Consider the following 15338-nt stretch of genomic DNA (forward strand, 5'->3'; position numbering starts at 1 on the left):
GTTTTGTCCCAGCCTTTTTAAAGTGGCGGCAATGGCAACAAGGCATTAACTGATTGGTCTTATTTAGATGGCCTTTGTATATTAAAAGATTTTACATACGTTTTATTAGAAATTATTCTCTTCTAATATTCAGATTAAGACCATTACTGGAGCTTTCCATGTGGCAAGCTTCTTTAGGTTTAATTGAACTAAAAGTAGGTATCACTTGCATGGAAAAGGACATTTTAGCCAATGAACAAAATCGATATATTTTACCTTTCAAACCATCATTTAAGTGGATAGAAGATGTTTCTTAATTGCCTTTGCAATAGGATATAGAATACAAGCAAAGATGATATTGAAGATGGTAACACTTATCAGATATAAAATGCCACCAATTAAAAATAGAATATCTTTCAGGAATATTCCTGATAGAAAATGGAAAGTACCTACACTAACACACGTACCTATCGTAATTAAGAAAATGCCTACAAAAAACGAATCTTTCTTCTTAAACAGGAACAAAGCCCCATACACGATGAATGCTGTAATTGGTTTTGACATAAAGCTGGCCACGTACCCGACTGTCATTTGCAAATCGTTTGTAAAAATAGACAAGAATCCGGAAATCAATGATAAAACAATCACGTTCTTTGTATTCGGAAACAGAATAATGCCAATACACATCATGACAACCAAGATGTCAGGCTCTGAATTGTACAAGATTCTCGGAATAAATGGGTAAAAAGTGTTCCGCCCAATAATCGCATCCAATCCAAACCCTACCCCCATTAATACAATTAGAAATAAAATATGTCTTAGTTTGATAAATATCTGCTCCTTTCCTAGATGATATCCTTTTATAATATCAAAAATTACCATTCTGTTGTTACCTTATTTTGTTTAATTTAAAACTTACTAGAATTTAAAGTGGTTAGAGAGTTTTCAAATGGGAAGTCTGCATACTTTTTTGGGATTGCGTTTACTATGTGATTTCCTATTTTATTTGACGCTATCGAAAGCTAAAAGTATGTAAGAATATGAGGTGGCTGAATGGCCGAAGTAACTAGATTAAAGAAGAAGTTTTGTCATAGGGACTACAGAAAAATAATAAAATAAGTTAACAAAAATAATCTACGAATTTCAAAGTGGCGAGATTATCGAAGAAAGTGGCTAGAATTCGACAAAAAGTGGCTAGATTATTGGGAAAAGTGGCTAGATTCTCGCCCAAAGTGGCTAGATTATTAGAAACTAGCTGGCTACCCCGCTCTTACTAACCAGATCGCCGGCAAAACTAGCTGGCTCGCCACCCAAACTAACTCCACACCCCCAAACTCACAAAAAAACCCCCATCAACATAAAACGTCAATGGGAGCTCCTCTATTCTTACATAAATTCTTTCACTAAATCGTTGAATTGACCTTCGCTTAGGTTCATGTCTAATTCGGATAGTGGTTGTTCTGCGTAGCCTGGTACTTTTTCTTGGTATGATTTTGTTTCTAGGTCTTGGTAGATGATACCAGTTACTAGGCCTTCTTTTTCCATTACAGTCTGCATGGCTAGTTCTCTATTTTGAGAATCATAGCCTTCGATGTCAGCCAGTTTTGTTAGGTGTTCTTTGAACCACTCATATGTGTTGACTTTGTTGTATGTTACACATGGGCTGAACACATTGATGAATGAGAATCCTTTATGCTGAATACCGGCTTCGATCAGAGCAGTCAACTCTTTGATGTCCGTTGAGAAGCCTTGTGCCACGAATGTTGCACCTGCAGATAACGCTACTTCCAATGGTTTTAATGAAGGTTCGATTGCCCCACCTGGCGTTGATTTCGTGATGAAACCTTGTGCTGAACGTGGAGAAGTTTGCCCTTTTGTTAAACCGTAGATTTGGTTATCCATGACAACGTATGTCACATCGATGTTACGGCGGATCGCATGAACAGTATGTGCCATCCCGATGGCAAATCCATCTCCGTCTCCACCTGACGCGATAACGTTAAGATCGCGGTTTGCCATTTTAAGGCCTTGTGCGATTGGTAACGCACGGCCGTGAATTCCGTGGAATCCGTATGAGTTGATGTACCCGGCGATACGGCCAGAACAGCCGATCCCGGCAACGACTGCTAATTCGTGTGGCTCGATGCCGACATTAGCTGCTGCACGCTGAATTGCCGCTTGTACTGAGAAGTCACCGCAGCCTGGGCACCAGTTCGGTTTCACTGAGTTACGAAAATCCTTAAAAGTTGCCATTAGTCAAGCAGCTCCTTTACTTTATTTTCTAGCTCACGAGGCAGGAACGGCGTACCGTCATATTTCGTGATGCTTTGTGTTTTGTTGTGACCGCCGATATTCATTTTCATGATATTCGCCAATTGAGATGTTTTGTTGTTTTCCACAACGATTACTTTCTTCGCACGATTTACTAATGCAGCCATTTCATCGGATGGGAATGGGAATAGTAAACGAATGTGTGCATGGTTTACTTTCACGCCTTCATTATTTAGACGTTCCTGCACTTCTTCAAGTGCTCCGCGAGTCGAGTTGAAACCTACTAGTAACACGTCTGCGTCATCATGAGGTGCATTCACGTGAACTGGCTTATTAAAGTTAAGCTTTTCCAGCTTGCGGAAACGCTTGTCCATTTGCACTTCACGATTTCCTGCAGATTCACTTGGTTTACCTGTTTCGTCATGCTCAACCCCAGTAACATGGTGAATTCCGTTTGCAGTACCCGGGAACACACGTGTCGAAACACCGTCTTCCGTGTTTTCGTAACGTTTGAAGTAATCTTTGTTTTCAACTGGCTCAAGCTCGTCTTCCACGATTTTCCCGCGGCGAATTTCGATTTTACTGTAATCAAATGGTTCAGTCGTTTGTTTACCAAGTGATAATTGTAAATCTGTCATAATGATGACAGGTAATTGTAGTTCTTCAGCAATGTTAAATGCCTGGATTGTGTCATAGAAGGCTTCTTCCAAAGTCGATGGTGCAATAACCACTTTTGGAATTTCCCCGTGTGTACCGTAGAACATCGCCATTAAGTCCGATTGCTCTTGTTTTGTTGGTAGACCAGTAGAAGGACCGCCACGTTGTGTGTCCACAATGACCAATGGCTGCTCTGTCATACCTGATAAGCCGATTGCTTCCATCATCAGTGATAGACCAGGGCCGGCTGAAGCTGTGAATGAACGGACACCACCATAGTTAGCACCGATTGCCATTGTTGCTGCCGCGATTTCATCTTCTGTCTGGATAACCGCTCCACCGAATTTCGGTAGCTTTTTGATTAAGTACTCCATGATTTCTGAAGCAGGTGTAATCGGATAAGCTGCCATGAAACGTGATCCTGCTGCCAGGGCACCTAAAGCGATTGCATCGTTCCCGATCATGAACATACGGCGTTTGCCATCAGCAGGAGCTAGTTCCCACTCGCCAACGCGCTCACCTAGAAGCTCACTCATCGCGTCATAGCCTTTTTGGATCGCTTCCATGTTTTTCTTCACGACTTCTTCGCCTTTTCGGCCGAAAATTTCATCGACAACGCCTTGGAAAACAGTCGTATCCAATTTTAATAAGGCTGCAGTTGAACCGATGGCAACCATGTTTTTCATCAATGACGTTCCTAATTCCGATGCAATTTCAGTGAATGGAACGATGAATAATGGTGCTTTCGAATCTTCAGGCTTAACCGGATTAAACTTCGCATCGGCTAAAATAATGCTGCTTTCCGTAAGTTCTTTATAGTTAACTTCAATAGTTTCTTGGTCGAATGCTACTAATATATCTAAATCGTCCGCGATTGAACGAACTTCTGTTGGACGAACTGTGATTTTATTATTCGTATGGCCACCTTTAATGCGTGAAGAGAAATGACGGTAACCGTAAAGGTGGTAACCCAGACGATTCATGGCCATTGAGAAAATTTCACCAGTACTCTCAATACCTTCACCTTGCTGCCCACCGACTTTCCATGAAAGCTGATGTAACATAATAACAACTCCTTAAAAACGGTTTTTATATCTTTTTTCCTTCACTAGTTTAACACGAACATTTCCCATTAACTATCGGAAAAACTTGCTTTATCGAAAATCAGACCTTTGACGGAAAGTAAATTTCATGAAATCGCCCATCCTTCATTGCCTTGAATAAAAGAAAATTAATATAAAACTATTAAATTAGGGTACCCCCATAAAAGAAGGACAAACACATTTAAAATCAATTTGCCTATATGGAAACGTATAGGCATGAGAGGATGTTCCCTTGTTGCCTTTATTACGATATTACTAATTTACCTTGGATTCCCATTTCACCTTCATACAAGCAGCATTTCTGTTAAAATGGAAAAGAAAGGTTAAGTTAGAAAAGTAGTGGAAGGAGTTGTAATTATGTATTGTTCAAATTGTGGGAGTAAATTAGAAGCTGAAGCAAAGTTTTGTAATGCTTGCGGCCAAAACACCCACAATAATCGTTCAAAAAAAACCTGGTTAATTTTCGGGGTTATAACTTCTTTAATAACAATTGTCTTCATCGGTTTTGCGATCGCAAGCTTTATAACAAATACAAAACAAGAAACTGCAATTGAAGAAAACACCGAAAAAGATTCAGCCACTCCATCACAAACCCCATTGGAGAACCAAGAGTCCCAAAAAGAAAAAACACAAATAATCAAAGAATCGATGCCGAAAGTATTCACGATTTTAACGACTGATGGGCAAGGTTCCGGCTTTCTTTATCAGGATGGTGGGTATATCGTAACTAATGCGCACGTCGTAGCCGGTTATACAGATGTCACCGTGCGTAATCACGATGGCGAAGAATCTCCGGCAAAAGTGATTGGCGTTTCCAACATTTCAGATGTTGCCATTTTGAAATCGGAAGAATATGCACAAACAGCCCCTCTCTTGCTTGAGATGGAGCAAACCGACATCGGGACGGAAGTAATTGCGATCGGCAGTCCCCAAGGATTCGAAAATTCCGCTTCTATTGGCTATTTAACAGGCACTGAGCGTAATATCGAATACGACTTTGTATATGAGGAACTTTACCAATTTGATGCACAAATTGACCAAGGAAGCAGTGGCGGCCCCCTTCTTGATGCGACAACGGGAAAAGTAATCGGCATAAACTCTTTGCTATACACCTATAATGCAAGTTTCGGTTTTTCCATTCCATTGTATAAAGTTGCCGACCTCATCAATGAATGGATAACAACGCCCATGAACGAAACGCAAATTGCGGAAGTCTATGATGCCTATCATGAATTTATTTATTCCGAGCCTGCAGCTGAAGGCGAAGATGCATATTATGATGACTATTACGAAGAAGATTATGGCGGGAATTACACATTTGATGAAGAATCCCTCTCAAATTTTGTGATAGCTTTCCGGGACTACTATGAATCTGCGCTTTACTACGAGGATTTCTATTGGATTCAGGATATGCTTGTACCAGATAGCACTGTCTATTGGGATCTAGAAGCATACATTAATGAAATTGCGGGGCAGGGCAATGAATTCTATTTTATCTCGAACACAATTACAGATGTTGAAATATTCGAAGATTATGCCATCGTCACTTCAAACGAAGAAGTTGATTTTTACGATGCTTTAGGTGATTACACATACTTCAATAATGATGTGGAATATACCGTTGTCATCACAGAAGACGGTTACTACCAAATAAAAGAAGTTACTACATTAAATTAAAAGAATAACAGCGTCCTGTATTTTTCGCACGCTGCTCCTAAAAAAAACACCTCGAACCCAAAATGGTCGAGGTGAAATTTTTCTGGTTAATTTCCCCTGAAAATTAACCACAAAAAAACTCTTACCAACCAGCTTTCGCCAATTAGTAAGAGCCTTAACTTAACTCTGCTTATCGAGTTCTTTTTTCAACCACTAACTTTAATGCCGTACGATCCTCACCAGCGATCGTAATATCTGCGAACGCGGGTGCACAAATTAAGTCCGTGCCACTTGGTGCAACGAAACCGCGTGCAATCGCTACTGCCTTAACTGCCTGATTTAATGCACCTGCACCTACAGCTTGCATTTCTGCATACCCTTGCTCTCGAATAACAGCAACAAGTGCACCTGCAACAGAATTTGGATTAGAGCGAGACGATACTTTTAATGAATCCACATTTATTCCTCCCCATATTTGCTATATTAGATGTTGAATGAAGCATTCGATTAAGTGGGCATTCATTCAAAGGACTTCAACTTAGTGTCCGTATCACAGTTTATGATGCTAAAGAGCAAAATAGAATCGCAGGCCATCCATATTGAAGGGCAAAACGAAACTATTTTTCTAGTTTTTTTGCATTTCTTCTACCCGGTTCTTATGGCCTTCCAAAAAAGAACGAAAAAATCACGCAAAAAACGGCTATAAAAAAACACCTCCATGTCTAATGCATGGGGTGCAGTTCAAGCCTTATTGCTCCAGATACTCGATTTCTGTTACATGGAATGGTTTTTTAACCGCTTCCTTCGCAGCCAATTTCGCTAAATAGGCTTGTTCTTCCGTAATCTCTTCCGGTTTATAGGTCACATCCTTGAAAAGATCCTTTCCGTGGGCCTCGGCAATGAATGTTTCAAACAAAACCAAACCTCCAATATAATCGCCAAGAACGCCTAAATGATGCCCATCTGCCGTTAATTCATCGTCAAAGTCGTTCAATAGTGCATGTGAGCGGGCATTCTGAATCGCCGTGCCTGTTGGAAGGACGGTTGAAATGCCATGATTAGTCATTGCCTTTTGAGAAGCCGCGACAATAGCACGATACATGGTGGATTGGTTCCTTCCATAGTGAGGGAAAAATTTGTTGGTTGAATGATTGGAATAAGCCCAAGTCATATGTAATGTCAATGTGGCATCCGGATTTTTAACATATGAGCCTATATAGTTCATCAATTTCCCCAAATACGGATTGTATGTCCGATAAATCCCCGATTTCCCGGAAGTTTGCTGAAGTGTTATGTAATCCCATTCTTCATCCACCAATCCGTCTTTTAGCGAGACACGCTCTCGATCTTCAATTTTCCATTCACCATTGAAAATTAATTTTTTCTGGTATTGATATGATTTTCGTGAACCTGCCGCTTGCTTCCAATGACCCTCCAGCGATTCTCCACTGCGGTATAGATTTCCCACAACGACATCCACCCCTGCTGAATTCGCAATTTCTTCGATTTCGGTTTGAATATCCTGGGAGAAGGAATTGCCGATCGACAAAATCTTGATTGTTTCCGCGTCGGCCATTGCCGGCTTAAGGAAAAGGAATAAAAACATGAGTGAAAATAAAATAATTTTGTACAACAACCTCACCTCTGCTTTTTATATTATCCCTTCCTTGCTTTTTCAAACCTGTTTGAGGGATGAAAAAAATGACCAAATCAAAAAGATGATTTGGCCCTGGAAACAAACTACCCTTGGAACGGATAATCTGCATTAATATAAATACGTTCACACTTTAGCGCTCTTCCTGTTTTGTCATCAATCTCAACAAAGAAACCGCTCAACACTTCGCGTCCCTCTTTTGGCACCTCGAAGCGAGCAGGCATGTTTGTTTGGAATTTGTAAATGACACTCTCTTTTTTCATGCCTAAAATTTCATCATATGGCCCAGTCATCCCCACATCCGTAATATATGCAGTTCCGCCTGGATAAATTCGGCTATCGGCAGTTTGGACATGCGTATGAGTCCCGACAACTGCTGAAGCGCGGCCATCCAAGTGCCAGCCCAACGCAATTTTTTCACTTGTCACTTCTGCATGGAAATCGACAAATACTAATGGAGATGTTTTGCGTGCTTCCTCAACTAATTTGTCAGCCACAGCAAATGGATCTTCATGCGGTGGCAAGAAAACACGACCATGTAAATTAATAACCGACAATGTCACACCATTCTTCGAGATTTGAACCATCCCTTTACCAGGTGCTTCCTCCGAAAAGTTGGCAGGGCGAATCAAATATTCCGCATCATCGATAAACTCGAAGATATCTTTATTATCCCAAGTATGGTTCCCCATCGTGATAACATCTACACCAACCTGCAACAGTTGTTGGTAAATTTTTTGTGTAATCCCGCGGCCGGCAGCGGCGTTCTCGCCATTGGCAATCACGACATCCGCTGCATATTTTCTCTTTAAACGTGGCAGATATTTTTCAACGGCTTCACGGCCAATCGATCCGACAATATCGCCAATAAAAATTACTTTCATTTATAAATCACTCTTTCCCACTAAATCAGTCTACTCATTTTAACACTCCCTGCCCCACTTTCGCAAAACAACTCGAAAAAATAAAATCACTAGTGCAGCTTCGCCCCTAGTGACTCATGTTCTTAACAATCGTGAAATCATCGTAATCCAGCCGAATATCCCCATCCAAAGAGGAATCGACAGTAAAAATGCAATAAAAATTCCTTTGAAGAAATTCCCTTCCTCTTCCATTAGTGTCAAATCCCTTTTTCACTAATCTTTTCCATTGTGAAAAAGGATTATTCATGAAATAAAAAAAGCACCTCACTCTTATGTAAGATGCTGTACTATAAAATTTGAAATTAATTAGTTCCAATTCTAATCCACGTATTATTTTTTCCATAATTATAATAGTTACGTTAAATTAGTCTTTTCATTTCACGATTTTATGTAGGCTTGTGGGGTTTTTATTGTAAAGCTTGCTGAATATAACCTTTCAACCTTAAAAATCAAGCAAACAAATAAATATTCTTCCTCTGGTGTAACCTTATTAAAATTTTTCCAATTAACGATTCCGTATCAAAACCATGATATGCTTCCACATTATCAAACCCAAAATCTTCCTTAAACCTGTTTATATCTTTGTTATTTGTAATTCCGCCAAAATCATAGATTTTATAGCCCCTTTTTTTAAACATTATAAGATTTTCCCAAAGGAGGTATCGATTTGCATACCTTATTTGTTGTTTTAAATCGGATCTATTCCGAATCCAAGAAGCAGTACACCCATACAGACTTAATACCATCTCTTTATCTATCATACGAATTTGATAGCAAAGTGCCTCCTGATTAGTATTTTGTAGTTTAGTAAAGACCAGTACTCCTTTGTTCCGAAGTAGTTTCAATCTATTAAATCGGAACTTATTTATATTATGAATTTTCTTATATCTTGCAAACTTATTGTAAAACTGTCTAAATTCTTTTAAATCCTCGTCAGTTGGATTATCTTTTACAATAACTTCATAAGGTTCCTTCTTCGCTCGTCTCAACTTGGATCGACTTTTTTTACTCATCCTTTGGAAAAACTCGTTCTCATCATTTTCTAAATTAATTTGATAGGTTATTTCTTTGAATAAATTTTGACCTGGAACTCGGGAATAGTGATAAATTATTAGCTTCTTTTTTGTTTGTTTAGGTTTATATTCTTCTGCCAAAAAAACATCTATTAAATCAATTAAAAATAACTTTCGCTTAACACTAATCATTTTTTCACCCTTCATACTTGTTTTGGAATCATGCGAATCTGGATGAGATACTCTATTTAAGCCTTCACGCCTTTAAATAAGAATGCTTGGATAATCAATTTAAAAAGAGGTCTTGTTTGTTTGAAGAATAATACAGCAATAAAAGCAGAAATGACTTCAGCAATGAGCGTAGCGATTGCAGCACCTATCGCCCCATAATGGGGGATTAGACTTATATTAAGCACAATATTGATTACTGCACCAATACCTACAAAAAATACTTGGTATTTTCCAAAGTTTTCAATAGTTAGCCAAATGGCTCTAATTGTACCCATCAAAGAAAAAATTCTTGACCATATCAATATAATTAAAACACTAACCGATTCTATAAATTGTTTTCCGTAAATCAAAAGAATAATTGGTTTTGATAAAAGTGTAATTACAAGCGCTGCCCCTAATCCCATCCAAATGATCGAACAATAGAGTTGCTTATACTTTCGAATGTATGAGGCTTCATTCTCATTTTTAGAGGTCATAATAAGAGGTCTTGCTGAGTCAATCAATGCAGTTGGTATAAACACCCATAGACTAGAAATAGCAAAAGCAGCTGAATAGATACCTACTGTTGTACTACCGGCCATTTTTCCAAGCATAATTTTATCCAACTGGGTATACACGACAATCAAGAGACCAGCAATAAAATAGTAAAAGCTTCCGGAGATTAAATGTTTAGCCTTTTCGAATGAAAATCGAATTTTTGGTCCTTTAAACTTAATATAATAGGCAATCATAAATAAACTGATTGCAAAACCTTCTATTACAGTAGCTACCGCAAAATAATAAATAGATTTTTCAAAGTAGATTAATGCTAAACGCCAAAGTACAACAATCGCAAAAGCACTCGATTTTGCAATTACAACGTACTTGGATTGTAATTTGGATTGAAACCAAAAACCAATCGTATCAAATATTACCAGTACTAATGAAATGGACTGAATCAATGTAATCAATTGCACAGCTGCATAATTCGGATTTAATAATTTAACTAACAAGAAAATTAATAATATGGAAATAAAAGAAGAAACTAAACGCAGGTAAATAGTTGTACCAATTACTTTTCCCGACTCTTCTTTGTTATTAATAATTTCATTAACTATAATACTATCAATTCCTAATTTACTAACCGCTGTGAATATCATAATATAGGCTAAACTGTAATTAAGTATGCCGAAGTTTTCTGTACCTAGATAACGTGCCATTAGTGTCGTGACAATCAGTGTAAGACCCATTCTAAAAATCTGTTCAAACAATAACCAACCTGTATTTCGCATATATTTCGTAGTTATTATTTTTTTTATAGATGTTAATTGCATTATGTTAAACATTCCCTTAATTTAATTTTAAACTGATTATTCACTAAGATCAGGAACAGATTTTTATGTAGCACTTTTGTCTATTAACCTTTGTGTATTAATGAACTGTCGACTTTAATGATTGCTTCTTAGAAATGCTTGGTAATTCTAATAATCTTCCTACTTTATAATCAGCGTTGTTGATATAATAAGTAGCAAGACATGCATCCGGAGTAAAAGTAAGCTCTCCAAAATAAATTTTGTCAAAAGAAAAATAGAGATCCACTCTTACATAAGTAAATTCTTGGCTTAAAACTTTTGTGATTTCAATCATTTCATCTAATTTACTAGGCTTATCAATTGTTGTCTTAAGATTCAAACTCGCATCATTATAAGGCAGGTTTTCCCAATCTAAATTGTACAAAATGTAATCTTCTTCTTGATTGCAATTATTGAGTATTACCTCTATTAGTCGTGGTTCTCCATGGAAACAATGAAATTGAATATCCATAGGTGAATTTACTTTATGGTCCCTTTCTAGATACCTTTCGACAACAATTTTTGGTTTGTGTCTGGCATAATGTGGCTCACAACTAATTAGAGAATAATTTGTTTTCATCCATTTTTTCAACTGAGCTTTCGTCCGATTCAAATCTAAATTTTTTTTATCTGTGCAGATGATATTAAACCCAGAACCATGTGTACATTTAATAACAAATTGATTTGGTAATTGGTTAAAATCAAGTTCTTCGACATTATCATAGACTTTAATTAAATCATTTAAAATTTTCGAAAATCCTTTTTCGTTGATATACTCTCTTACTAAATATTTATCAGCGCATTTTGCTTTAAGACTGTCATCCTCATTCAATTTTAACCACATTAATTTCTCGTTGATCGTTTTAGGGTTTTTTAAATCAAGTTTCTTTTTAAAAGTTTTATAGTAGATAACTTCACTAGCAAGCTTTGGCGAAAATTTTACTAACAGTGAAAAACAAAATCTTAAAACTTTTGATTTAATTGACATTTAATCCCTCACAAAATTTATTTACTAATATCAAAATAATAAATTACTATAAATTCCTTCAAACTCTTAATAATTCTGATTACGATGCCATCTCCAGGCACTTTCAAGAATATGTTCAAGATTTTTTCTTGGTTGCCACCCTAACTCCTTCATTATTTTTTCAGAAGATGCAACCAAGCATGCGGGATCACCTTCACGTCTATCTTCGATTACTAGATTTGCAGTTCTTCCAGTAATCGCTTCAGAGGTTTCGATAACTTCTTTGACAGAGAACCCAATCCCATTCCCCACATTGTAGGTGGCTGATTTATTTTTTTCATTGAGTAAAGAATCTAATGCTAATAGGTGAGCGTCCACTAAATCGGATACATGTATATAATCTCGGATACATGTCCCGTCAGTTGTATTATAGTTATCTCCGAATATAGTTATTCTTTCATTCATTCCTAGTAAATGTTGTAGAACTATAGGAATGAGATGAGTTTCTGGTTGATGACTTTCACCGATTTCAGCAGTTTCACAAGCTCCCGCTGCATTAAAATATCTTAAAATAACGTAGTGCAAGTCGTATGCTCGTGAATAGTCAGCAAGGATTTGTTCCATCATCAGTTTCGATTTTCCATATGGAGTTATTGGATTTGTCGCTGTTGATTCATTTATCAAATCCTCACCTGGAATTCCATAAACAGCTGCAGTAGAAGAAAATATAAACTTATTGACATTATGTTTGAGCATAATAGATAAGAGAGACAAAGTGGATGCTACGTTATTGATATAGTACTTTTGAGGATTCACAACAGATTCGCCTACCAAACTATTGGCCGCAAAATGCATGACAGCTTTTATCGGAAAGCGGGTAAATATTGAGTCTAAAATATCAGCGTCCCCCAATGAACCTTTTACAAAAAGGGCTTCCTTATCAACTGCCTCTAAGTGACCAGTTGATAAATTGTCGAGAACTATTACTTCTTCTCTTTTTACTAATTCTTTAACTAGATGACTACCAATATAGCCGGCCCCACCGACAATTAGGATCATTTTCTTGTCTCCTTCACCTTGCACTAAATTACCTTCAGACATATTTTTGACCTAGATTTATGCGTAGCAGTGAGTTTCTATTTCTTCCCAGGTCATAAAAACGCGAATTATATCTTCTTCTATTAATTGAGTACCTGTTTGTACTTCAATCATCTCTAAATCGGTCACAGCCTTTAAACCATGTCTATCACCTATGGCAATTTGTAATACATCTCCTTGACGAACTACACGTAACTTATCATTTTGTACAAAGATTCCCTCCCCTTTAATAATTGTCCATACCTCGCTGCGGTACTGATGAGATTGATAACTTAAATTTCTTCCTGCCTTGACACCAATTCTTTTTGTAAGCACTTCGTAATCGGCATCAGTTTTAATATGATCTAATACCTTATACCAACCCCAGCGACGTTCTTCATACATTGGTCGGTTTACAAATTCATCAACAATATCTTTGATATAGGGGCTTTTATCTTTATCTGCTACTAGAATTCCATCTGGGCTTGCGGCTACAATGAGATTGGATCCACCTATGACAGTAACGGGTATATCTAATTCATTGATTAAATGTGTTTCCTCACAGTCTTCTGTAAGTATGCCTTTTCCGATTTGGTAAGTATGCATCTCATCTGTTAATGTTCTCCAAGTACCAAGGTCTTTCCAATATCCTTCGTAAGGAAGAACAACGATTTGTTCCGTTTTTTCTACAACTTCATAGTCGAAACTGATTTTTGGGAGTTTGTCATATTGTTCAAGCAATACTTCATAATGAGTAGGCAGCCCGCGCTCTTCAAGCAACGAAATCATAAAACCTAGCTTAAAAGCGAAGACCCCACAATTCCAAAGTGCATTTTGGTTGTCTATTAAACTTTTAGCTTCTATTTCTGTAGGCTTTTCTGTAAACGATTGTACTTGTTTAAAGTAAGTAGAGTAATTAGAGGTAGGAAGGATGTATCCATACTTAGATGAAGGATAAGTGGGTTTAACACCTATCAGTGCTATGTCTGCGTGGGTATTTTCTAGTAAAGATTCCAATTGCTTCACATGCTCAAAAAATGTGTCTTGCACAAATGGGTCAACTGGTAAGAAGGCAACTACTTCTTCTCTGGGGATATTTTTTTCTGAGTATAAAAAAGCTGCAGCTAAAGCAATCGCTGGGAATGTATCACGTCTACTTGGTTCAATGACTAATTCTACATTTGGCCCAAGTTGATTCTTAAGAATATCTACTTGCGATTTACTCGTTGCAATTATAGTTGAATCTGCTAAATCTACTCGATTTAGTTGTGTCCAAACACGCTGTACCATTGAATTCAATGTACGGTCATTTTCCTCTTGGGAACCCAATACCTTTAAGAATTGTTTAGAACGAGCATCGTTCGACAATGGCCAAAGACGTTTTCCAGATCCACCTGAAAGTAGGACTAAATTCAATTTTTCACTCCTTTTTATAAACTTTGTTTATAGTTGTTTTTAAAGAGTAAATCATAAAACATTCCTTAATACTCTTTTAGTAGGCGTAGTAGAGACCATTTGTTTTTACTAGTCTTTATTTTCTTCATAACTCTATAAGTGGATAAGAGGATTTTTTTATTACTTAAACTGTAGAGAAAGAACAAAATAGATTTAGAATTAAGGGGGAAAACTTTAACCGATTTGTATATTTGAGATCTTCCTTGTTTTAGGAGTTGAATATCTTGGGTATTTATCCCGGTTATTAAAATTCGTTTTCCTATATTTAGATAGTGATGTTGCTTATCTTTTTTTGGTAAGTTTCCAATTAATTTACTATATTTTTTTTGAATTTTATAATAGCCATCTAATACAGACTTGGGATTTGTGGATATCCTTTCCCCATCATGTTCGAAATATAAAACTAAAGGTTGTTCTACAAAATCAATTTCTGTTTTTTGGGAGAGTTTTATAAATAAGTCCCAGTCCTGACAACTTTTAAAGGTCAAGTCAAATCCCCCAGCTTCAATCATTAAATCTTTTTTTACTAATATGGAAGATGTAGATCCTACATAATTTTCCTTTAAAAGACTTTCGCTTAAATCCCCTCTTTTACACGGCTTGATGACTTTTTCATATTGATTGTTTATAACTTTAATTCCTGTATAAACCAGACCTATATTGTTATCGTTATTAATAATCTCAATTTGTTTTTCAAGTTTATTAAAGACCCATTGATCGTCGGAATCCAGAAAAGCTATTAGGTCTCCCTTTGACTTTTTGATCCCTATATTTCTAGCTGTAGGGGCACCTTGGTTTTTACTTAATTTGTAATAGTAAATTCTTGGGTCCTTTAAATCGTTTATTATTTGTGATGTATTATCAGAAGAATTGTCATCGATAACTAATATCTCGAAATCTTGATAAGTTTGATTTAATACACTTTGTATTGCCTCCAATACTTGATTAGCCCGATTGTATGTCGGGATTATCACACTAACAAACGGTTTGTTTTTCAAAAAGTATCATCACCATTTCATTT

Annotated in this window: 13 protein-coding genes; 1 reads left to right on the forward strand and 12 read right to left on the reverse strand. The window is 37.0% G+C overall.

Translation table 11 applies throughout. From position 1 onward, the window contains the following. Positions 1–270 precede the first annotated feature (270 nt). From QYB95_RS16175 to QYB95_RS16185, 3 genes are all read right to left on the reverse strand, one after another. A complete protein-coding gene (locus QYB95_RS16175; protein WP_301139412.1) occupies positions 271–861 on the reverse strand; it encodes a tryptophan transporter in 591 nt (196 codons plus the stop codon). Positions 862–1365: 504 nt separating this feature from the next. Further along, positions 1366–2232, reverse strand: a complete 867-nt coding sequence (locus tag QYB95_RS16180) for a 2-oxoacid:ferredoxin oxidoreductase subunit beta (protein ID WP_301139413.1) — start codon at positions 2230–2232, stop codon at positions 1366–1368. Next, the gene (locus tag QYB95_RS16185) at positions 2232–3971 is read right to left on the reverse strand and encodes a 2-oxoacid:acceptor oxidoreductase subunit alpha (RefSeq protein ID WP_301139414.1); all 1740 of its coding nucleotides are present in this window, start codon (positions 3969–3971) and stop codon (positions 2232–2234) included. Before QYB95_RS16185 ends, QYB95_RS16180 begins: the two co-directional genes overlap by 1 nt. Before the next feature lie 396 nt (positions 3972–4367). On the opposite strand from QYB95_RS16185, the gene QYB95_RS16190 reads away from it, so the two are divergent. Then, a complete protein-coding gene (locus tag QYB95_RS16190; protein ID WP_301139415.1) occupies positions 4368–5687 on the forward strand; it encodes a trypsin-like peptidase domain-containing protein in 1320 nt (439 codons plus the stop codon). A 169-nt stretch (positions 5688–5856) separates the two neighbouring features. Here the strand turns inward: QYB95_RS16190 and QYB95_RS16195 are convergent, their stop codons facing one another. The 9 genes from QYB95_RS16195 to QYB95_RS16235 all read right to left on the reverse strand — a co-directional run bounded on the left by QYB95_RS16195 (position 5857) and on the right by QYB95_RS16235 (position 15315). Further along, entirely contained in the window at positions 5857–6123 is a 267-nt protein-coding gene (locus QYB95_RS16195) for a stage V sporulation protein S (RefSeq protein ID WP_036174445.1), read from the reverse strand. Between the two features lie 291 nt (positions 6124–6414). Continuing rightward, positions 6415–7299, reverse strand: a complete 885-nt coding sequence (locus QYB95_RS16200; RefSeq protein ID WP_301139416.1) for a DUF4886 domain-containing protein — start codon at positions 7297–7299, stop codon at positions 6415–6417. Between the two features lie 107 nt (positions 7300–7406). Beyond that, positions 7407–8204 (reverse strand): TIGR00282 family metallophosphoesterase, encoded by a 798-nt coding sequence (locus QYB95_RS16205; RefSeq protein ID WP_301139417.1) that lies wholly within the window; start codon positions 8202–8204, stop codon positions 7407–7409. A 488-nt stretch (positions 8205–8692) separates the two neighbouring features. After that, entirely contained in the window at positions 8693–9448 is a 756-nt protein-coding gene (locus tag QYB95_RS16210) for a hypothetical protein (RefSeq protein WP_301139418.1), read from the reverse strand. A gap of 56 nt (positions 9449–9504) precedes the next feature. Continuing rightward, on the reverse strand, positions 9505–10800 hold the full coding sequence (locus QYB95_RS16215) for a flippase (protein WP_301139419.1): 1296 nt from the start codon (positions 10798–10800) through the stop codon (positions 9505–9507). A 97-nt stretch (positions 10801–10897) separates the two neighbouring features. Then, the gene (locus tag QYB95_RS16220) at positions 10898–11806 is read right to left on the reverse strand and encodes an ATP-grasp fold amidoligase family protein (RefSeq protein ID WP_301139420.1); all 909 of its coding nucleotides are present in this window, start codon (positions 11804–11806) and stop codon (positions 10898–10900) included. Positions 11807–11872: 66 nt separating this feature from the next. After that, positions 11873–12844 carry a UDP-glucose 4-epimerase GalE gene (gene galE, locus QYB95_RS16225; RefSeq protein WP_301139474.1) on the reverse strand — a complete coding sequence of 324 codons (972 nt, stop codon included), beginning with the start codon at positions 12842–12844 and terminating at the stop codon, positions 11873–11875. Between the two features lie 57 nt (positions 12845–12901). Beyond that, complete coding sequence (locus QYB95_RS16230; protein ID WP_301139421.1) at positions 12902–14278, reverse strand: sugar phosphate nucleotidyltransferase; 1377 nt, start codon at positions 14276–14278, stop codon at positions 12902–12904. 65 nt (positions 14279–14343) lie between these two features. Further along, complete coding sequence (locus tag QYB95_RS16235) at positions 14344–15315, reverse strand: glycosyltransferase family 2 protein (protein ID WP_301139422.1); 972 nt, start codon at positions 15313–15315, stop codon at positions 14344–14346. Positions 15316–15338 lie beyond the last annotated feature (23 nt).

Origin of the sequence: Ureibacillus aquaedulcis (assembly GCF_030418165.1) — a bacterium.
GTDB classification, from domain to species: Bacteria; Bacillota; Bacilli; order Bacillales_A; family Planococcaceae; genus Ureibacillus; species Ureibacillus aquaedulcis.